This window comes from Lichenicola cladoniae, from assembly GCF_013201075.1.
Lineage (GTDB): Bacteria > Pseudomonadota > Alphaproteobacteria > Acetobacterales > Acetobacteraceae > Lichenicola > Lichenicola cladoniae.
On the sequence record NZ_CP053711.1, the window covers coordinates 14,094 to 34,444 of the forward strand.

Annotated in this window: 20 protein-coding genes and 1 pseudogene; 12 read left to right on the plus strand and 9 right to left on the minus strand. The window is 63.8% G+C overall.

From position 1 onward, the window contains the following. The first annotated feature begins 346 nt into the window (after positions 1 to 346). Entirely contained in the window at positions 347 to 1,366 is a 1,020-nt protein-coding gene (locus tag HN018_RS25970) for a replication protein RepA (RefSeq protein WP_239479467.1), read from the plus strand. A gap of 500 nt (positions 1,367 to 1,866) precedes the next feature. Here HN018_RS25970 and istB read toward each other — a convergent pair whose 3' ends face one another. From istB to HN018_RS26000, 6 genes are all read right to left on the minus strand, one after another. Beyond that, on the minus strand, positions 1,867 to 2,631 hold the full coding sequence (gene istB, locus HN018_RS25975; RefSeq protein WP_171837082.1) for an IS21-like element helper ATPase IstB: 765 nt from the start codon (positions 2,629 to 2,631) through the stop codon (positions 1,867 to 1,869). Then, entirely contained in the window at positions 2,628 to 4,151 is a 1,524-nt protein-coding gene (gene istA / locus HN018_RS25980; protein WP_172443508.1) for an IS21 family transposase, read from the minus strand. Before istA ends, istB begins: the two co-directional genes overlap by 4 nt. A gap of 454 nt (positions 4,152 to 4,605) precedes the next feature. Beyond that, the gene (locus HN018_RS25985; RefSeq protein WP_171837614.1) at positions 4,606 to 5,031 is read right to left on the minus strand and encodes a putative toxin-antitoxin system toxin component, PIN family; all 426 of its coding nucleotides are present in this window, start codon (positions 5,029 to 5,031) and stop codon (positions 4,606 to 4,608) included. Continuing rightward, positions 5,028 to 5,288 (minus strand): hypothetical protein, encoded by a 261-nt coding sequence (locus HN018_RS25990; protein WP_171837615.1) that lies wholly within the window; start codon positions 5,286 to 5,288, stop codon positions 5,028 to 5,030. The genes HN018_RS25985 and HN018_RS25990 overlap by 4 nt, the downstream gene beginning before the upstream one ends. A 554-nt stretch (positions 5,289 to 5,842) precedes the next feature. Next, the gene (locus tag HN018_RS25995) at positions 5,843 to 6,238 is read right to left on the minus strand and encodes a hypothetical protein (protein WP_171837616.1); all 396 of its coding nucleotides are present in this window, start codon (positions 6,236 to 6,238) and stop codon (positions 5,843 to 5,845) included. 226 nt (positions 6,239 to 6,464) lie between these two features. Beyond that, positions 6,465 to 6,905: a hypothetical protein gene (locus tag HN018_RS26000; RefSeq protein WP_171837617.1), complete on the minus strand. Its 441-nt coding sequence runs from the start codon at positions 6,903 to 6,905 to the stop codon at positions 6,465 to 6,467. A gap of 215 nt (positions 6,906 to 7,120) precedes the next feature. Here HN018_RS26000 and HN018_RS26005 point away from each other — a divergent pair, with 215 nt between their 5' ends. Beyond that, entirely contained in the window at positions 7,121 to 7,393 is a 273-nt protein-coding gene (locus tag HN018_RS26005; RefSeq protein WP_171837618.1) for a hypothetical protein, read from the plus strand. 247 nt (positions 7,394 to 7,640) lie between these two features. Here the strand turns inward: HN018_RS26005 and HN018_RS26010 are convergent, their stop codons facing one another. Both HN018_RS26010 and HN018_RS26015 read right to left on the minus strand, forming a co-directional pair. Next, positions 7,641 to 8,270, minus strand: coding sequence for a ParA family protein (locus tag HN018_RS26010; RefSeq protein ID WP_171837619.1), 630 nt, complete (start codon positions 8,268 to 8,270; stop codon positions 7,641 to 7,643). A 204-nt stretch (positions 8,271 to 8,474) separates the two neighbouring features. Then, positions 8,475 to 9,677 carry a site-specific integrase gene (locus tag HN018_RS26015; RefSeq protein ID WP_239479468.1) on the minus strand — a complete coding sequence of 401 codons (1,203 nt, stop codon included), beginning with the start codon at positions 9,675 to 9,677 and terminating at the stop codon, positions 8,475 to 8,477. A 322-nt stretch (positions 9,678 to 9,999) separates the two neighbouring features. Here HN018_RS26015 and HN018_RS26020 point away from each other — a divergent pair, with 322 nt between their 5' ends. The 6 genes from HN018_RS26020 to HN018_RS26045 all read left to right on the plus strand — a co-directional run bounded on the left by HN018_RS26020 (position 10,000) and on the right by HN018_RS26045 (position 14,230). After that, entirely contained in the window at positions 10,000 to 10,455 is a 456-nt protein-coding gene (locus HN018_RS26020) for a hypothetical protein (RefSeq protein WP_171835752.1), read from the plus strand. Next, positions 10,455 to 11,303 (plus strand): DnaB-like helicase C-terminal domain-containing protein, encoded by an 849-nt coding sequence (locus HN018_RS26025; RefSeq protein WP_172443585.1) that lies wholly within the window; start codon positions 10,455 to 10,457, stop codon positions 11,301 to 11,303. The genes HN018_RS26020 and HN018_RS26025 overlap by 1 nt, the downstream gene beginning before the upstream one ends. After that, complete coding sequence (locus HN018_RS26030) at positions 11,300 to 12,178, plus strand: site-specific integrase (protein ID WP_171837551.1); 879 nt, start codon at positions 11,300 to 11,302, stop codon at positions 12,176 to 12,178. The genes HN018_RS26025 and HN018_RS26030 overlap by 4 nt, the downstream gene beginning before the upstream one ends. 8 nt (positions 12,179 to 12,186) lie before the next feature. Continuing rightward, positions 12,187 to 12,789: a hypothetical protein gene (locus HN018_RS26035; RefSeq protein ID WP_171837552.1), complete on the plus strand. Its 603-nt coding sequence runs from the start codon at positions 12,187 to 12,189 to the stop codon at positions 12,787 to 12,789. Then, positions 12,782 to 13,651 carry a segregation/condensation protein A gene (locus tag HN018_RS26040; protein WP_171837553.1) on the plus strand — a complete coding sequence of 290 codons (870 nt, stop codon included), beginning with the start codon at positions 12,782 to 12,784 and terminating at the stop codon, positions 13,649 to 13,651. Before HN018_RS26035 ends, HN018_RS26040 begins: the two co-directional genes overlap by 8 nt. Before the next feature lie 108 nt (positions 13,652 to 13,759). Next, positions 13,760 to 14,230, plus strand: coding sequence for a hypothetical protein (locus HN018_RS26045; RefSeq protein WP_171837554.1), 471 nt, complete (start codon positions 13,760 to 13,762; stop codon positions 14,228 to 14,230). 127 nt (positions 14,231 to 14,357) lie between these two features. Here HN018_RS26045 and HN018_RS28910 read toward each other — a convergent pair. After that, positions 14,358 to 14,501: pseudogene (locus tag HN018_RS28910) on the minus strand (IS110 family transposase); the annotation flags it as partial. A gap of 333 nt (positions 14,502 to 14,834) precedes the next feature. Between HN018_RS28910 and HN018_RS26055 the strand changes: the two are divergent. The 4 genes from HN018_RS26055 to HN018_RS26070 all read left to right on the plus strand — a co-directional run bounded on the left by HN018_RS26055 (position 14,835) and on the right by HN018_RS26070 (position 20,249). Further along, positions 14,835 to 14,990 (plus strand): hypothetical protein, encoded by a 156-nt coding sequence (locus HN018_RS26055; RefSeq protein WP_172443586.1) that lies wholly within the window; start codon positions 14,835 to 14,837, stop codon positions 14,988 to 14,990. Beyond that, a complete protein-coding gene (locus HN018_RS26060; RefSeq protein WP_171837556.1) occupies positions 14,987 to 15,916 on the plus strand; it encodes a LysR family transcriptional regulator in 930 nt (309 codons plus the stop codon). The genes HN018_RS26055 and HN018_RS26060 overlap by 4 nt, the downstream gene beginning before the upstream one ends. Positions 15,917 to 15,987: 71 nt before the next feature. After that, positions 15,988 to 17,142, plus strand: a complete 1,155-nt coding sequence (locus tag HN018_RS26065; protein WP_239479469.1) for an efflux RND transporter periplasmic adaptor subunit — start codon at positions 15,988 to 15,990, stop codon at positions 17,140 to 17,142. Further along, positions 17,139 to 20,249, plus strand: a complete 3,111-nt coding sequence (locus tag HN018_RS26070; protein ID WP_171837557.1) for an efflux RND transporter permease subunit — start codon at positions 17,139 to 17,141, stop codon at positions 20,247 to 20,249. Before HN018_RS26065 ends, HN018_RS26070 begins: the two co-directional genes overlap by 4 nt. Positions 20,250 to 20,351 lie beyond the last annotated feature (102 nt).

A 20,351-nucleotide genomic window follows, 5' to 3' on the forward strand; every position in this document is an offset into this window, starting at 1 on the left:
AGTGGGATGTGACCCTTGCCTACGCTCGACTTTGGCAGACAGATGCGACTGTTGCCTACAATCCGAGTCGCAGTGCGATGTGATCTTTGCCTACGCATCGGGTCGCTAGCCGTGAGATGCGACCGTTGCCTACGGTGAAGAAAGTGCTTGGGATGGAAAATGTTGCAGGAACAGGCAGTTCCGGAGTTATCCACGTGTCCGTTGCCTGCGCACTACAAGAATCAAGAAGAAAGCTTCTTTTATATTGGTGTACGTAGGCAACAGACACATCAAAACGTAGGCAACGGACACATCGACAGGGAGAGGGATTTCGATCCACAAAGTCTAGTGATAATGGTGGCTGCTGATGACGACGACGAGCCTTCGAGCACATGCTGACCTTTTCTCCCTTCATGAGCCGGTATCGGCCAAGGGGGCAAAAGAGGCTGTGGAAGAAGCGCGCCGCGTCGTGTGGACTTCAGAGTCCCAGAAAGCTACTGCCGTACAGAAGGCCCTGGGAGCAAGAAACGGCAGACGGGTAGCAGACTCTGCGTCGCAGGCGATCATCCGCGAACATGAACGCGCCTATGATCTCGGCTACACCTACAGTGCATGGTGCCTCGCAGGTCTGCCGCATCGAGACCACCCGGCAGGCGAGGATTGGCTGATCTCGACCGACTACGCCCAGCTTCTCGTTCGTCCTGGTGTTCGGATCCGTGATGATGGAACCCGCGAACCGCTCGCGGTGCCTTCAGGCACGATGGCGCGGCTGCTGTTGATCGATCTACAGTCGCGAGCGCTTGAGAGTGGATCCAGGGACATCGAGATCGGGCCAAATCCCAATGTTCTGATTGAGCACATGGGGTTGTCCCGGGGCGGTCCGGTAAGCCGCAAGCTCGCAGACCAACTCGAGCGGCTGTGCCGATGCACCCTGGATTTCAAGATTGGCGATGACCGGCGCGGCCTTATAGTGAACGAGCGCCTGGTCGAGGCATTCGAATACTCCGGTGAGGAAGACAAGCGGTCGAAGAGATTGGTCCCGATGGTCGAGCGCCTCCGGCTTTCGGAGGCATTCTTTAACGAACTCCAACGTCATCCGATCCCGATCGACCGCGCGGCCATCAAAGAGATCCAGTCGTCGCCGCGGGCAATCGACATCTATCTCTGGCTCGCCTTCCGCCTGCATGCCCTCGACGGTGAGGTCCACGTCTCCTGGTCAGCCTTGTGGCGGCAGTTTGGTCGGGAAAGGCTGCTACGGACTTTCCGGGCGGAGTTCCGGGAGCCGCTGTCACTGGCGTTGTCAGCCTACAAAGCCGCTCGGGTTGTGGTCGGGGAACGGGGACTTATCCTTCTACCGTCCCCACCGCCGGTCACCCGGGCAGCGTAGGCAAGGATCGCACGCCCCTTCCGTGGACCGTAGGAAAGGATCGCATCCCCTTCCCGCCTCCGTTCTCCTTGTCAGCAAGGGTTTCACAATTTGGACGCGCTTGATTTCTTCGCCAGATCTGAATGGCCCCTCGTGGCCGCAGACGCCCTGTTCCTTCTCAGACAGCCGCTCAAGGCGATGCTGGAGAGAGTGTCGCCCACAAGATAGATGCCTGGGGCCTCAAAGCCGAGTTCGAGACCCGCCTCTCCATCGCAGAGGCCCTGGTCCCGCCCGCTGCCAACGCCAAGGCAGTCGACAATGAGCCCAAGCTTGCATTCGACGCGATGCCTGACAGACCGAGGCCGCGACACGCTCCTACTCTAGGTGACTCTTACATGGCTGTGACAACGAATTTTGGCCCAGTTGTGCTGATGAATTCTGGCCCACCTCCCGGTGTTTGACGTGCTGGTCCTGGCCGCGGCCAGGACCAGCACGTCGGTCGTCTTCTTGGGTTCGCGGTGTCAGGGCTTGGGCGCTTTGCGCTGTGCCGTCGTACGGCGGAACCGATAGGAGTCTGTGCCGGTCGTGATGATGTGCGCGCGGTCAGTCAGGCGATCGATCAGCGCCTTGCACAGACGCGGGTTGGGGATGACCTGTGACCATTCGGAGAATGGCAGGTTGGTTGTGACGATCACCGCCGCCTTCTCCGCCCTGTCGGCGATGACCTGGAACATCAGCTCGCAAGCGGTTTCGGCGAGCGGCACGTAGCCCAGTTCGTCGATGCAGATCAGGTCCAGCCGCTCCCAACGACCCAGCGCGCGGCTGAGCTGGTTGGCGTGCGCCGCCTCGGCCAGCTCGTTGACCAATGCCGTTGCCGTGGTGAACCGGACCCGTCGCCGCTGCCGGCAGGCGGCCACGCACAAGCCCGTCGCCAGATGGGTCTTTCCCGTGCCGGCATCGCCGACCAGCAGGATCGGCTCTGCCCTGGTTATGTAGTCGCCTTCGGCCAATGTCCGCAGTTGAGTGGCGGCAACCCCGGAGCGGTCGAATTCGAACGCGTCGAGGGTTTTCATGCGCGGCAGTCTGGCCTCGTGCAGCAGCCGCGCAATCGCCCGGCTCTCGCGCTCCTCCATCTCGGCGGCCAGCAGCGCCTCGAGGTAGCCGATGTGGGAGTGTCCCTCGCGGGTGGCGGCGTCTGCCAGCCGCGCGAACTGGCCGCCGATCGTCGGCATGCGCAGCGCCTTGCAGTGCTGCCGGATGGCTTGGTCCTGGAGGTCGGCCATCATGCCGTGCCCGCGCAGGGCGCCGAGAGCAGCACGTCATACTCGGCCATCGTCGGCATCGGCCGGTCGTAACGGGCCAGTTCGCCAACATCGACCGCACAGGGTTGGCCTTTGCGCAGCGCTGCTTCTGTCAGCAGATAACGCACCGCCGCCACGTCACAGGCCCCAAGCGACACCGCCGCGGTGACCGCGACGCGCAGCTTGTCGTGGCCGAACTCCTGCCCCAGCGCCACGACCGCCACCATGGCGCGGGTGCCATTCTGTTTGCCGTGCCTGGCCAGCAGCCGCTCCCAGAGTTCGTCGTAGCAGGCGGGCCAGCGACCGGCCGCGCGCCATTGTGCCAGCGGCTTGGAGCCTGCAAAGGCGCCTGGCTTGTGGCTCAGCACGTCCAGGTAATGCTCAAGGTCCAGCACCTGCTGGCGACGGCTGTGGCAGCGCTCGTGCCGTGCAACCCGGCGGCCGGCGTGCCAGATTTCGACGTGCAGCGGATATACGCGTGCTTCCACCCGCGTGCCCGCGCGGAGCGGCACCGAGTAGGCGTTGGTCTTGACCATCACGCAGCCCTGCTTGTCGACCAGAGGTGTCGTCACGTCCGCTAGATCGAATCCTTCGGGCACACGCGCCAGAAGATGCGGGCGCTCCGCCGCCATGGCGATGCCGACAGGCTCCGTGCGGCCATCCAGGATCCGCGCCTCGTCGTGACGGCACCCGGTCAGCAACAGCGCATTCAGGGCGTCCAGGTCGGCAACATGGGGCACCGGGACAAGGTGGTTGCGGCGGAAGTAGCCGCCCTCTCCCTCGATGCCGCCTTTCTCATGACCCTCGCCGGGCGTGCAGAACTCCGCCTGGAAACGCCAATGCGAACGGAACGCCACGAACCGGACCGTCTCCTCCCGCCGGTAGCCCCGCAGGATTTTGCGCACCGCGCTGGCCAGATTGTCGTAACGCAGCAGCCGGAACACGCCGCCGAAATAATCGAACGCATGCTCGTGCGCTTCGAGAAACGCCTGTTGCGTCGCATGCAGATACGCCCGGTGGAACGCCGCCCCGCTAGCCATCGAGCGCATCGCGAACACCTGCACCCTGGTCCGCTCGTCGCCCAGATCGACCCAGGCCTCATACCAATCCACCTGGGCCTCGACGCCCACGGCGTAGCTCTGCGGCACGAACGTCTCGCGCCGGACCAGGCCCAGGGCCCGTTTGCGGGACCGAACATGGTTGCGCACGGTAGACTCCGCGACAGCCGCGTCCGGAAACTCGGTCAGGATCCGGCGGTAGATGCGCCGTGCCGTATGCCGCTGCTTGCGCGGCGCACGTCGATCCTCGTCCAGCACCTGATCGATGAACGCCATGACCAGGCCGAGTTTTGGCTGCGCTCGCGCCGGGTAGCGATGCGCCGGCGGCACCGCACCGACGATCGCCTGCCGCACCATCCGTCGATGAACCCCGAACTTGGCCGCCACACCGGCAATCGTGCCGACGCCAAATTCATGCTCCTGACGCAGCTGCTCGAACAATTCCACTCTGGCTTTCCAATCCACTCCGAGCCTCCTGGCAGAACCAGGATGACCGTAGGTTGAGGGACGGAAGGTGGGCCAAAATCCGTCAGCACTCTGGGCCAGAATTCGCTAGCAGAGCCATTACAACCCGAGTGTCGCCATCTTCCTGGCTTGGAAGGGTCTAGAAGACATCCTCAGTAAACTACCGAAGTCCAAGGACGAAATATCCACACCGCGCTCAATGGCGCTGGTAAACTTGGCTCAAGAAGCTGGTCTGACGGAAGAGGAAGTCAGCGCGCTAAGTGAGCTCCAAAAGATGATGTACAGTGCCACGCATGTGAAAGCGGACATCGTCAGCCGAGACGATGCGAAGCGCTTCACGTCAATTGCGAATAGGCTCAGGCGTCGATTGCTCGACGAAATCAGTAAGAAAGACTCGTAGCTTGCTTGCAAGCTGCGCAGCCAGCAAGCAGCCCGATCAGGTAGTCTCCCCTGCCCCGGCACCCACGAGTTCAAGGAATTCCCGTGGTCTGAGGATTCTGATCCCGCGCCATGGATCCATCACCAGCAGGTCGGCATCGCTGGAGACGATCACATCGGCACCGGCAGCGAGCGCAGCCTCCAGATAGATATCGTCTCCCGGGTCGCGGCACTCACAGACGGTCTCCTCTGGTATGACCACGAGCCCAGACATCAACAGCATGCCGAGGATCTCCGTGCGAACCTCCTCGGGAATGGAACGGGCGAACTTTTTCCGAGACAGGACTTCGGAGATTTCTTCGAACACCGGGAGAGACAAAACGAGTTCGTGGCTCAAGACTGTTACGAGAAGAGCCTGCCGGGGAATGCTGTCGACCTTGAGAGCTGCCCCGATAATGGTCGACGCGTCGATGACGACGTTCACATGCGGCGGGTGCCTCGTTCGGCCTTGTATGAGGCCATCTCGGCGTCAACGTCCTCGTCTGTCAGTCCGGCCGCCCGAGCTGAGGAGGAAGACTGCTCGATGAGCCTTGCCAGCCGATCCGCACGGTCGCGCCTCGAATGGCTAATGATCTGGTTGACCAGCGCGGCCACGCCAGCCGCACGCGCGGGGTTGGCGGCGAGGACTCTAGCGGTCTCTTGGGATACAGGTAGCTGAATGGTGGTGGTGAACTCTTTCACGTCGGCCTCCAGAGGACACTGTAGAGAGATGGTGTTCCTCAAACCACAAAGAAGTAGGCTGTCCTCTCCCGGCAACTTGCCATCAAGCTCGATTGCTGGCTGGCAAGCTGGCTTGCCGCACAGCCGCGCTCACCGCTTGATGAGAACGACGACGGTAAGCGCCATCACGAGGATAGTTAGGTATCCGAGCCGGGAGGGGATCATCTTTAAGACCAGGGCATCAGCTACGAGCGGCGATGTCACCGCGATGGGATCTGGAACGGGTGTGTCCGCCGGGAGATCGTCGACGGGTTCTTTATCGTGTTGCCCTAACCAGAAGGTACGCTCCTTCATTCGGAAAACTGAAACGTAACCAGTGCTAGGCCCGATCTGCCAACCATTCTCATTCAATGGCGGCAAAAAGACTGGCTCATCTTCAGGGCCGTGTGGTCGATCTCGGTCGGGTAAGAACGCCCACTCTAGTCGAAACCGAAGCTCCAAACGGTCAAGAAGTCCTGCCGCAGCGGATGCTGCAATCTCCGAGATCACAGATTCCGGGATATAGACAAAAACTGTTAAGACCCATGAGGAGTGTTCCGTCGCCACATTATGTTCATAGGCCACGAGCTGCGGAGCTTGGAGGCCCACTCGTCGTCTGCAATGCCGTCTTCTTTGATTGGGTAGAAGACGACATCTACCGCATCGGTCAGGGTTTCAGGCTCTCCGAGAATCCCGAACTCTGATCGATCTCCCTGTATCCGTCCGACACCCAAAAGCGCCGGTCCGCCGCCCTTCGGCCTGATGTCGCCGTCCAGGAAGCCAAGACTTGTGTAGTTCCGGCGGGGCGTTAGTTGCTCCAGAACGATGTTAATCGGACAACCTGGTAAGCCTGACGCAACTGCGCCCTCGGCGACGGCATAGACCTGACCATTGACCTCGATTTTGCCGTCCGGCCGTTTAACAATGCTCACGGCTGTCCCCCCTGCTGTTCAGATTGCTGGCTGGCCAGCTTGCTGCCAGGACGAATTCTATGTCGGGCAGACGTCTGCCCTCGGTCTGGCACGGAAGTGTCAGATCGACAGCCCGCAGCACGGTCGGCCAACTGAGCGGAAAGCTTGCCGGCAAGCTGGCTGTCTGGCAATCCACAGCCTCAGCGTTTAGTGAAAACGACGATAATCAGGGCCAGCATCAGGACGATCAGTAATCCAGCCGGGATGCGATCATCTTCAGGGCTGAGCCATCGCCTACGGGCGGCGACACGGCGAGCACGTTGGCTTGAACCGGTATCGGTGCCGGAAGGTCTTCATCAAACTCGCCGCCGTCGTCCTCTCCGTCCTTCTTCAGTGAGACGCGTCGCTCCCGAACCCAGAGAACGGAGATGTAACCAAGGTTTGGACCGGGCTGCCTGCCGTTCTTGTCGATTGGAGGCAGAAAGGCGGGCTCATCTTCAAACCCGTTAGGTCGCTCGCGGTCCGGCAAGAACGCGCGCTCGAGACGGATATCGAACACCATTCGTTCGACGAGCCCCGCCGCGGCAGATGCCGAGATCTCGAGCAGTAGTGGCTCAGGGACATGAATCGCGACCTCGAACTGACGGCCATCAGGGGGTCCTGGCTCCAGATCACGTTCAAGGGCCATGAAATACGCGTTGTTTTGGACCAATCGCTGTCGCTGAGGTCGTCTTCCCGGATTGGATAGAAGGTGATTTTTAGGGTGTCTGTTAGGGTCGCTAGCGCGCCCAGGACGCCGAGTTTCGTGCGGTAACCCTGGATCCGGCCTACGCCCCGAAGAGTCGGACCGCCTTGCGGCCACATGTCACCTGTTTTATCGGCTCCATATGTCGCGAAGCTTCGGTGCAGCGAGATCTCATCCATGGCTATGGTCATCGACCAGCCAGGAAGGCCGAACAAAGCCGCACCCTCGGCGACGGCATAGACCTGGCCATCGACTTCAATCTTGCCGTCAGGCCGTTCAACAATGCTCACAGATGTCCCTCAGGCTATCCGGATTGCTGGCTGGGCAGCTTGCTGGAAAACTTCGTTGCCGGACGGCTTCGTTCAGAAGCCGCGTTCCTCGAGGTAGGCGAGGATCGCTTCGTCGACAAGGACCTGCTTTTCCAGGCGTAGCCGGAATGCTGCTTCCCGTAGGCGTTCATGCGTGGAGACAGGCAGCCGCACGGTGAGCGCGAGGCGCGGTTCCTCGACCGGCGGCGGGGCCTGAGCCGGAACGGGACGCCGAGGAACAGGCGCTGGTTCCACAGGCGGCGCGTCATCGGCAACGTGGGCAGCCGCCGGGGGAGGGGGCTCGGTAGCCGGGGCCGCCGAGCCTTTTGGGACGCCGAGTAGCTGGGCAGACAATGGGGCTGCGGGGACTTTAGCCACGGGTGCCTCCAGTCAGTCGGTCAATAAGGTAGGTCCAGAGAACCCGAACCTCGGCCGCACTTTTCGACGAAGGATCTAGTTCTCCGGCCGTCCTGCCGTCGGTCATCGACGTTGCGAAATCGACCCGGGACGCAAGCATCGAGGGAGCGACGGTTCCGTGCTGGGACAAAGCAATCGCAGCTTCTCCGGTGATCTTGGCGCGGGCAGTGACCTGGTTGATCACGAACACCATCGGCTTTCCGGATTGCCGGACCAGATCGACGGTGCTCCCGACTGCTCGGAGGTCGTTTGGAGATGGACGTACGGGAACGACGACGAGGTCAGCATGGGCGATGACGCTACTGATCGTCTCGGTGACGGCTGGCGGGGTGTCGATCAGAAGTAGTGCGAACCCGGCCTTCCGGCATGCCTTCACTGTCGCGCTCAGGCCCTTGGAGACATCCACGAACACCGGAGCTTCTGCGGCGCGGGCGTTAAACCAACCAGCGAGGCCGCCCTGAGGATCTACGTCCGCAATGGCGACGCGGCCGATTCCAGCTCGCTCGGCCTCCACGGCAAGGTGGGCTGTCAGGGTCGTTTTGCCGACACCGCCTTTTCGAGAAGCTAGTGCGATGACATGCATACTGGTCTCCCGGCCCGCCATCAGGCGGACTTTATGTGCATACGATCGTCAGGATGGATGGTCAACGGAACGGCCAAACGGTCCGCCTTCTGCCCTGCTTGCTGGCAAGCCAGACAGCCAGCAAGTCAAAGATGACCCGTCAGTGGCCCCTACTTGTCATGAGAACATATAAGACGTTGACCAGAAGAAATTCGGCGCCGTCACCTACAGGATCCCCTGCATGGGATGGGTCTCAAATGGGTCACCCATCTCGAGATACTCGTCCAGCACGGCATAGCTCTTGTGCCGGCCGTGCTGCTTGAGCCGGGTCGGATGCACGCCACGCTCCATGCCTTCGGTGAGGGCGCCGCGCTTCAGGCTGTGACCGCCGAGGACACCGGGACCAAAGCCGACCGCCTCGGAGCGCGCCTGAATGATCCGGGCCACCGTACGGGGATCAATGGCCTGGCTGCCCAGGATCTGGCTGCGGGCTGAGGTCTGGTCGTGACCGCCGCCGGCCGGCGGCTGCCACACCCTCCGGAACACCGCTCCCTCGCGGATCCCGGCTACCTCCAGCCAGCGATACAGCGCCTTCACCGGACAGAAGGCCATCGTGCCGGCAGGGATAGCGATGGTTACAATGGCGCCGGTCCGTGCCCCTTTGGAGCGTGGCAGGGTCAGCTGCAGGCCGCCGGCACGGGGCTCAAGGTGCTCGACGCGAATGGCGGCGAGCTCGGAGCGGCGCAGGGCGCCGGCGAAGCCGATCAGCAGCAGCGCCCGGTCGCGCAGCCCGACCAGGTCGTCGCCGATCGGCTCGAGGATGCGAGTAAGGACGGCGAGGGTAGCGGCGGCCTTCTTGCGGGGATGCTCGCCGGCGAGACCGGCAGCACGACGGATGCCGGCGATGGTCTCGGTGACCCGCGCGTGCTGGGTCGGCAGGGCGACACCGGCCAGGTGGTGCAGGTAGCGGATGGCGGCGCTGCGCAGCTGGATGGTGGTGACCGAGCAGCCGCGGCCGCGCTCGTACGCCAGGAAGGCGACGATGTCCTCCGGCTGCGCCGGCAGCGCCTTGAGGTAGTGGATGTCGCACCAGTCGCACCAGGCGCGGACGCCGGCGCGGTAGGCGCGCCGGGTGTTCTCGGCCTTGGCCTGGCGGGCGTAGGCGTCGGCGGCGCGGCGGGCGGTGGCGAGGGTGCCGTCATGCAGTGGCACCACCGCGTCGGCGGCGTCATCGAACCAGGCGCGGATCAGCGCCGGCGGGTGGTTGAGCGGTGCCGGCCGCAGCACGATCGTCGTCTCGAGGTCGGGGTCAGGCGCCTGCAGGAGCCAGGTTTCGCCGTCGTCGATCGGCTGGGTCAGGGTGCGGCTCCCGTGGCGCTGTTTCGGGCATTGATCGGCCGATCCTACTCGGTTCCGTATGCCCGACAAGCACACTTATCGGGCATAGGGAGATTGGGGTGTTGAAGGGTCGATGGGCGCCTAAGCTGTAAAATAGCATGCTATATCAGTAACTTAAGTTAGTCCTACAGGTCGTGACCTGCGACGTAAACCGGAAAAGCACCCTTAAGCTTGCGAACGGACGACTAAGGCAGGATGATCCGCGTCGTCACGCCGCTGCGTCGATGCGCCGGCTGCACGGGAGAGGGAGCTCAATGATCGCCAGCCCGCATTGGCTTTGGGTTGCCAGGACCTGCACCGGTTTCCCGCACAGGCTCGGCGGCGCGGACGGCGGCGCGCCAGGACGAAAATCATGTCGATGAGCCGGCCGCCATTGCCGCGGCAGCAGGCCGACGCCATCCGACATGCGGGCCAGCGCGCCTGTCGTGCCGGGCTGCCGGAGACGGTGAACCCGTATAACCAGTGCCTGGCTGCCAAAGCCTGGACGCTGTGGCGTAAGGGCTGGCACCTCGGCGCTGAGGAGCGTGTCGACGCGGCGATGGAGGTGATCGCGCTGTGTGACGACTGCGCAGCCGCGGTCGAAAGCGAAAGGGATCCGCTGGACCGTCCCGGCCTGCTCGGCATCATCAAGGGATGTTGGCCGGCACATGACCGCTCCTGGGCGATGACGAGGACGGCGATGTCGACGATATGCCGGATGACCTGGACGATGACATCGACCTGCTCCTGTCGCAGGAGCCCTGCGCCGGCTGTGGCGATCCACAACCCGGGCCACGCTGGCACGCGCTTGCCGTCCGCCGTGCTTTGATGCCAAGTCCGCTCGGGCCACCGCCTCCATCCCGCGGTCCGGTGCCGATCGCCACCATCCTGTCCACGCTTCCCGCGCTCGAGCGGGCCGGTATCATGGTTCAGGCGTCCCGACAGCCGGTATCAAGGTCACCGTTCGACGAGAGCCTGTTGGCAGCCGCGACCGGAGACCGGACCCAGGGTCAGCTGATCCTGCTGACTGGCCAGCCCGGCACCGGCCGCACCAGCCTGGCGCTGCAGATCGCCACCGTCGCCGCCGGCCGAAGCGGCCCAGTGGCCTGGTTTGCGCATGACAGGAACGCCGGGCAAGTCGCGACACACCTGCTGACGCAGGCGGGCCTGCTGACGAAACCTGCTGTGCCGCGGCGATCGCCAGTGACGCAGACAGTGGTGAACCGGCTCGCCGCACTGGCGCTGCATGTCGACGATCAGCCTGAGCTCGCGGTCGACGCCGTGCGACAACGCTGCGCAGAGCTGGCGGTCGGCATCGGACTGGCTCTGGTCGTCATCGACTATGTCCAGCTGATGAAACTCGATCGGCGCGCCCCGAGTTTCGAAGCGGCACTGCAGCTGGCGAAGCAGGATCTGCGCGCGATGTCGCGCGCCCTCGATGTGCCGGTGCTGATCATCGGCTCGCAGCGCCGCCAAAAGCCAGGGGAGACACGGTCCCCCCCTGGCCCTGATCTGCAGCGGCTGGATCCGCACTCGGTGTGTGATCGTGTGTTCGTGCTGCAGCGTAACGGCGAGGCAGCGCAGCTGCTCGTCGTCAGGCCGGCCGAGCCGGCGATTGCGATGCGTTTCGATCCGGTCGGCTTGCGCTTCGAGCCAGCAGCAGGGCGCGCCTCATGAGCAGCCGGGGTGATAGCTCCGACGTTGCCGCTGTCCCGGCATCGGCGAGCTCGGTGCTCTCTCCGGAGACGCAACGGGTCTATACCGGCGCCTGGCGGGACTTCTGTACCTGGCGCACTGGCATGGGGATGGGGTCGTCCCTGCCGGTGCCGGCGGAGCACATCGTCGGCTACATCGAGAGCCTGATGCCGGCCGCGAGCCCCAGCACCATCAAGCTGCGGCTGGCGTCGATCGCCTGGCACAGCAACCAGCCCGGCAGCGCCTCCTGCACCGCTCACGCCGCCGTCCGCGCGGCACTGCGTCGGTGCCAGCGTGCCGCAAGCGGTTCGGCCGAGCAGGCGGTCGTGATCCAGCTCGCGTGTTGTGGCGAGGACTTGGCCGGCCTGCGTGACCGGGCGGTGCTGCTGATGCACCAGATCGGCGGCCTAGCCCCTGCCGACAGCGCCGGGTTGGATCGGGAAGATTTCGAGTTCGGGAACACCGAACTCGTCGTGCGGGTCCGGCTACCCGATGCACCAGTCGAAGAGTCGGGTCAGCCCGTGCATCTGCCGCGCCGTCGCAACGACCCGCTCTGCCCGGCGGTGGCACTCGAGCGCTGGCTGCAGCGCTCGGGCATCCTGTATGGCGCGATCTTCCAGGGGGTCACCGTGCACGGAACCCTGGACCGTCGGCTGGGTGTCGTCGGTGTGCGCCGGATCCTGCAGCGGATCGCGACGCAGGCCGCTACGCAGGCCATGCCACCGGCACGATCCCTGGTGCCGGCAACTCCGACGCCGCGATCCAATCCGAAGGCCCGGTTGCCCGCTCCTGCCAGAAAGTTCAAGCGGCCAGCACCCGCAGGACCTGGACACCTGTCGCAGCCACCGCTTCGGTGAGGCGCGCCGTGGACAACAGCGAAACAGGGGCAGGCACGAACGCCGATGGCATCCTGGCGCCGGCGCACACCGACTGGCTGCGCCACGTCCTGACCGTGGCCGGTCCGATCGCCGACGTTGCTGAGTTCGAGTGCCGGGCGCGGGGCCCGTCGGCGGTGCCGTGGCATCTCGATCTCGATCACGAGGAGCTGCGCTTGCTGGCGCCGATGGCCGCGGCCGGGCCGGCGGCACGTGGACTGGCGCTGGCGCTGCGGGCGCAGGTGGAGGCCGATCATCAGCGCGTTCTGGCGGCTGCGGATCAACCCGGCGGGGGCTGCCCGCTCGACCTGCACCGGCTGGTGCCGATCCCGGTCCGCATCCTGCAGCTGGGTGACGACGCGCCAGCCAGCCGCCTGTGGCTGTGGACGCACTGGGGCACGCTGCGACCGCTGCGGCATGTGCGCAGGCTGGACCCGGTCGCAGATCGCTGGCGCAAGCGCACGGTCCGGGTGGAATGGGAGTTCTGGTCGGCCGACTGGACGCCGTGGCGGGCCATCGTGCAGCTGCGGCAGGACTGGCCCAACCTAAGGTTTGACGTTCGACCAGACTATGGCGATGCCTCTGATGGCTGAGGGTGAGGCCGACCTCCCGCCGGCACCCACCGACGTCATGAACGTCGACCCTGTTTGGGACAACTGGGAAACGCCGCCCCGTGTGCCGAGCATCCCGGAGCTGCATGTCGACGGCTTCGATGGACCGCTCGACCTGCTGCTGGACCTAGCCGAGCGACAACAGATCGATCTTGGCCGCCTGTCCGCGCTGGAACTGATCACCCAGTTCGTCGCCGCGATGCAGAGGTTGGCCGGGCGGGTGACGCTGGAACGGCGTGCGGACTGGCTGGTGCTGGCCGCCCGGCTGCTGCTGCTGCGATCGCGACTGATGTTCCCGGCCAGCCCGGCTGAGGCCGCCACCGCCGAGCAGGATGCCGCTGCGGAAGAGCTGCGGCTCGGCGAGATGCTCCGCATGCGGGCTGCAGCGACCTGGATGGAGGCACGGCCGCAGCTGGGACAGGAGGTGTTTGCCCGGCCGCGGCAGAAACAGGACGGCCGCACCGAAACCACCATGGCGCTGCTGGAGGCCTGCCTCGTGGTGCTGCGTGGACCGCGCAGCCGTCCTGAGACGGCGCCGCTCTACCGGCCGATGCCGATGCAGTTCTGGCGGGTGGACCAGGCGCTGGCGCGGATCCGCATGGTACTGGCGGCAAATCCGTCAGGCGGTGTGTTGGAAATCTTCCTGCCGGAGCCAGGGCTGGAGCCAGAAACGGGGCAGGGGGGCAACCGGACCAAGCAAGCGCGCGGGGCGCTGGCAGGAACCTTCGTGGCGTGCCTGGAGATGGCCAAGCAGGGCGAGATCGACGCCGATCAGGACAGCCTGTTCGACCCGATCCGGATCAGCCTGCCGCAGCCGGCGCTTCAGCTTGCCCAGGCGAGCTGACGCCGCAATGGATCAGCGAAGACAAACATCGATCCGTTACGCTCAAAGTTCGCGTCGGCGCATCGGTTGGTTCTAGACTCGTCACAGTGTTTCGCTCGAGGAGTCGACATGCAGGTTTCCGACAGCACCGAGCTTTCGCCAAGCCCGACGCCGATACCGGATACGCCGCGACCGCACCGCAAGCCTGGCACCATCCCGGTTACCGTGCGGCTGGATCCGTTCCGTTATGATCGGCTGAAGCGGCTGGTCCTGCGCTTTTCGACCACGGGACAGAACATTATCCAGACGGCCCTCGACCGCAGCATGGTCAGCCTGGAGCGGGAGCGCGAGCGAGCATCGCAGGCAGAGAGTGCCGGGCAGAGCACGCTATTCGAGCCGGCGATCAACATCCAGACGAACGTCGCCCGCAAGGCGAAGCAGGACAGCTTTGCGTTCATCAGGCCGGAGCCAACAGTGGCTCTGACCTACCGGGCCACGGTGCCGATGCACCGATGGCTGCACCATAGAGCGGCCGACACCGGCATGACAATCCAGGACATCATCAATGACGCTCTGAAGGCGGCACGCGACAAGGGGTAGGTTGATCGAGAGGTGGAGGCGTAGGGGCGAACGGAGGCCGGCTTCTTCGTCGCTGCCATGGCCACGACGAAGTCAGCGACCATCAATGGTTCAGCGGCCAGAAAAAGGAGGCCCTTAATCGAGCACCAGCGAGGAACGCGAGCGCGGTCAGTGGGCCCACGCCGGGCACCGTCATCAGCCGGCGGCGGGTAGCCTCGGTGCGAACCACGTCGAGCACCTGTATGGTGAACTTATTAACCTGCTCGTTCATCGTCTCGATGACAGCCAGCAGCAGTAAGCAGCCGATAATAATCATCGGCAGCCAGACGAACCCATACAGGAACAAAAGCAGGATAAACTCCGCCACAAATGCCGCCTGCACATCTGCGATGGCCGTGGTCGTTGAAGGCAAACCGCAGCTACCGTCGGGCCGGCTTGAACCTGGCCTTGCATTGTCCGGCAATTAAGCTTTGCTGCTTCGGAGGTTCGCGAACCTGATTGAGAATGTGCCCGGTATTGTCTTTGCGGTGCGATTTGCCGTTATGGGAGACTTGGAGGATGACCGCCCCTCAGTTGAAGTCAGCGACGCCGGATCGCGTATTCCGGCACCATTCATGATCGCATCATGGCCCGCTTCTACCGACTGGAAGTCAGCCGCGGTACGGAGGGAGATGTGCTTAGGTTCAACATAATCGCGAAGGTGGCACAGTTAGATGGCGCCACCGTCACCCTGACCGACAACCCGCCCGGTCTGCGCGTCACTGTACAGTTCCTACGATGAATTGGGAGGGGCTCGACCTCAATCTGCTGGCCGTGTTCGAGGCGGTGATGCAGGAGCGAAACCTGACCCGCGCCGGGCAGCGGCTCGGGCTGAGCCAGCCGGCGGTCAGCCACGCTTTGGGCCGTCTGCGCCAGCAAATAGGCGATGAATTGCTGGTGCGCGGTCCGGACGGCATGGTTCCCACAGCGCGCGCCGAACAGCTTGCTGGCCCGGTGCGCGAGGCCCTCGCCAGCCTGCGGATCGCCCTGGCGACACAGGCCGCCCATCCCGGGGAGATGCGGGGCCCTTTCACGATGTCGGTGAACGGCTACACCGCCTTTGTGCTGGCCGGACGGCTGATCGCCGGGCTACGCGATGCGGCGCCTCATCTGAAGTTGACCCTGCTGCCCAGCGGAACCCGTAACGTGCTGGACGAGTTGGATGCCGGCGTGATTGATCTTGCGTTGACCCGCATGCCGGATGGCGGCGACCGCTTTAAATGCGCGGCCGTGTTGACGGACCATTTTGTCACGGTCTTGCGCCGCGAACACCCGGCGCTTCAGGGCCGGCTAACGCTGCAGGATCTGGCCGCGCTTGACCACATGACCATCACTTCCACCGGCGACAATACGAGTTTCCTGGATGAGGCGCTGGAGGCGAACGGCTTGCAACGGCGGATCGCATTAAGCGTGCCGTTCCTGTCGGCTGCCGAATTGCTAGGCCAATCCGACCTAATCGCCGTGATGCCAGCGCGTGTGGCGGCGCACCTTGGGGCCGGACTAGAGGTTCGGGCCTTGCCTTGCGCAGGACCGCCGGTGGATCTGTGGATGACCTGGCACCGCCGGCGAGACGGTGATGCCGAGCAGCTTTGGGTCCGCGATACGATCCGGTCCTGCTTGCAAGCGATTGGCCGCGAAGGTCCATTCATCTCGCGCATGGGCCGGTGAACAACTTGCAGCGGCATACCACGCAGAAATAAGTCACATAATCACCCGCCAGTTTTTGCGGAGCGTGAGTGATGAATCTTGCAGTTTGGATTGCGTTGCCTGCGATCCTCCTCGCTGGCGGGGCCTACAGCGTGCTCACCACCCGTACCCATGACGCGCCCGCCGTTGTGCCGCCGCCGATCCCGGTGGTGGTTGCGCCGGTGCGGCAGCAGGATGTGCCGGTGATCCTGTCCGGCCTGGGGACGGTGCAGGCACTTAACACAGCCGCCATTCGCTCACAGGTGACGGGGCAGTTGGAGACGGTGGATTTCACCGAAGGGCTGAGCGTGCACAAGGGCGACAAGCTGGCCCAGATCGATCAGCGACCGGCGCAGGCGCGGCTGGACCAAGCCAACGCGCAATTGGCCAAGGATCAGGCGCAACTCGCCAACGTGCAGCGTAATCTGAGCCGCAATCTGCCGCTGCTACGCAACGGCTTCGCCACCGACCAGCAGGTGACGGACCAGCAATCGCAGGTAGCGCAATTGCAGAGCGCCATGCAGGCGGATCAGGCCGTGATTGAGGATGCTCGCACCCAGCTCAGCTACACCACGCTGACGGCGCCGTTCGACGGCATAACCGGGCTGCGAACGCTGGATGTCGGCAACATCATCCACCCGACGGATGTAACCGGGCTGACGGTCGAGACACAGATCCAGCCGATCGGCGTGGTGTTCACCCTGCCTGCCGCCGACATCCAGCAGGTGATGGACGGCATGGCCAAGGGTGATCTGAAGGCTGTTGCTTACGACCAAGCCGGCACCCGCGCGCTCGACACGGGGCGGCTACTACTGATCAACAACCAAGCCGACCCCGCTACCGGCACTGTGCAGTTGAAGGCGCTGTTTCCCAATCCGAGCCGTCGGCTCTGGCCTGGAACCTTCGTGAATGTGGAGTTGGCGACATCGGTGGCTGAAGGCGCGCTCACCCTTCCGACCGATGCCGTGCAGCAGGGCGCCAAAGGCCCGTTCGTCTTCGTCATTGGCAAGGATGGCAAAGTTGCGTCCCGAACCATCCAGATGGGGCAGCGCCAACACGACATGGTCATCGTCACGGCCGGGCTGCGGGTGGGCGACGACGTGGTGGAGCAGGGCCAATACCGGCTGGTGGACGGTTCGATGGTGAGCCCGGCCGGCGCTGGACAGGTAGTGGACGCGTCGGCGGCCAGCTCGGGAATGCTGCCATGAATGTCTCCGCGGGCTTCATCCGCAAGCCGATCGCGACATCGCTACTGATGGTGGCGGTCGTGGTACTGGGGTTCATTGGTTATGTGCAATTGCCGGTCGCGTCACTGCCCAATATCGACTCGCCCACCATCCAAGTAACGGCGCAACTGCCGGGCGCCGATCCGGAAACGGTAGCCGCGACCGTCGCGACACCACTCGAACGGCAATTCGGCCAGATCTCCGGCATTGCGCAGATGACATCCAGCAGCGGCACCGGGTTCACCCAGGTGACGCTGCAGTTCGACCGCAGCCGCACCATCGATTCTGCCGCCGGCGACGTGCAGGAGGCGATCAATGCGGCGGCTGGGCAGTTGCCGGCTGCGCTACTTAACCCGCCGATCTATCGCAAGACCAACCCGGCCGACACGCCGATCCTGCTGATATCGATGCAATCCGACACGCTGCCGATTACCCGGGTAAGCGACTACGCCAACTCCATCCTGGCGCAGAAGATCTCGCAGATTTCGGGCGTGGGGTTGGTGGGCGTGGGCGGGCTGCAGAACCCGGCCATCCGCATTCAAGTCAACCCAGCGCAACTCGCCGCAGCCAATCTGGACCTGGAGGAAGTGCGGGCAGCACTGGCGAGCGCTACAGTGGACCAGCCAAAGGGCCAGCTCTATGGCGGGCAGCAGGGCTATGCGCTGCAGGCTAACGACCAGATCAAGACGGCCGAGGGGTTTGCCGACACGATCGTGGCGTATCGCAACGGCGCCCCGATCCGAGTGCGTGATATCGGTCGGGCCGTAGTGGCGCCGGAGGATAGCACCCTGGCCGGGTGGCTGGACAGCAAGCCCGCCGTGCTGTTGGCCGTGCAGCGCCAGCCGGGCGCCAACGTCATGGCGACTGTAGCCGCCATCAAGAAAGCGCTGCCGCAGCTACAGGCTTCCGTGCCGCCGGCCATCGACGTGCAGATCGTGTCCGATCGAACGCAGACGATCAGCGCCAGCGTGGCGGATGTGCAGTTCACCTTGCTGCTAACCATCGCGTTGGTCGTCGGCGTGATCGCCATATTCCTGCGGAAATTCTGGGCGACGGTGATCCCCGCCATCTCCGTGCCGATCTCGCTGGTTGGCACCTTCGCGGTCATGTTCGTGCTCGGCTACAGCCTGGACAACCTCTCGCTGATGGCGCTGACGATCGCCGTGGGCTTCGTGGTGGACGACGCCATCGTCATGATCGAGAACATCGTGCGCCATATCGAAGACGGCGCCACGCCGATGCAGGCGGCACTGCAAGGCGCGGGCGAGATCGGCTTCACCATCGTCTCAATTTCCATCTCGCTGATCGCGGTGTTCATCCCACTGTTTTTGATGAGCGGCGTGGTGGGGCTGCTGTTCCGCGAGTTTGCGGTGACCGTTGCCGTATCCATCCTGGTCTCAGTGATGGTGTCGCTGACGCTGACGCCGATGATGTGCGCCTATTTGCTGAAGCCGCACGAGGCGACGACGCCGAGCCGGCTGTCGCAGGCGTTCGAGCGGGCGCTGGCTGGCTTAGCGTCCCTGTATGACCGGGCACTGATGGAGGCGCTGCGGCACCGGCGCATCACGCTGGGCTGCATGATCCTGACGGTGGTCGCGACGGTCGCGCTGTTCATCGTCATCCCAAAAGGCTTCTTTCCGCAGCAGGACACCGGCGTGATCGTTGGAATTAGCGAGGCAGCGCAGGACATCTCGCCCAGTGGCATGAAGCAGCGCCAGCAAGCGATCATCGCCATTGCGAGCAGGGACCCGGCCGTAGCGTCTGCCGTCGGCTATATCGGACCCGGTGGCCCCACGGTGACCGAAAATAATGGACGGGTGTTCATCACGCTGAAGCCTGAAAGCAAGCGGAACGTCACTGCGGATCAGGTTATCGTCCGGTTGAACAAGGCCTTGCAGCCGGTACAGGGCATTACCCTGTATATGCAGTCGGCGCAGGACATCAACATCGGCGCACGGCTCTCCAAGACGCAGTATCAATACACGCTGACCGACGTCGACAGTCAGGAGTTGAATTTCTACGGCCTCCAATTGCTGCAGAAGCTGCAGGGGCTGCCCGAACTGACCGGCGTTGCCAGCGACCAGCAATCGGCCGGGCGCACGCTCACCTTGGCGATCGACCGGGCAGCGGCATCGCGCTTCGGCATTGACCCGGCGAAGATCGACTCCACCCTGTATGACGCGTTCGGCCAGCGCCATGTCGCGCGTATCTTTACGACGCTGAACCAGTATTACGCGATCCTAGAGGTAGCCCCCGAATACCAGGGTGGCCCGAACGCGCTGCAGCGCATCTATGTGCGGTCACAAACCGGCACGGAGGTGCCGCTGAGCCAGATCGCATCATTCCACACCGTGACAGCGCTGCTGGCGATCAACCATCAGGGGCAATTCCCCTCCGTAACGCTCAGCTTCAACCTGGCACAAGGCGTGTCGATCGGCGCGGCCGTGGCGGCCGTACATCATGTGGCAGCCGGTTTGCACATGCCGGCTTCAGTCGTGACGAGCTTTCAAGGCAACGCGCAGGCGTTCCAAAGCGCGCTGAGCAGCACGCCTATTCTGATCTGCGCCGCGTTGGTTACCGTCTATCTGATCCTGGGCATGCTGTATGAAAGCACCATCCATCCGCTGACGATCCTGTCGACGCTGCCTGCGGCCGGGCTGGGAGCGCTGGCGACGCTGATGCTGTTCGGCAGGCCCCTGGATGTGATCGGCATCATTGGCATCATCCTGCTGATTGGGATCGTGAAGAAAAACGGCATCATGTTGGTGGATTTCGCGCTGCACGCCGAGCGCGAGCGGGGCCTATCGACCGAGGACGCCATCCACGAGGCCTGCCTGCTGCGCTTCCGCCCGATCCTGATGACGACACTCTGCGCCATGCTGGGCGGGGTGCCGCTGATGCTGGGCACGGGAACGGGGTCAGAGCTACGCCAGCCGCTGGGATATGCCATGGTGGGTGGGTTGCTGGTCTCCCAGGTGCTGACGCTATTCACCACGCCGGTCGTGTATCTCTACATGGACAAGCTCAGCAAATGGTTCGGCCGCCTGAGCCGTCGTCGGATCGGGGATGAGGTTGCAAAGCCCGCGTGATATTAATTCAATGCTTCGAGGCGGAAGGAAATCCGCAGGCTATGTGTACTTGCAATCTGACATGGCATTGTCACGTTAATTGGTGGAGATTGGAAGTAGGCT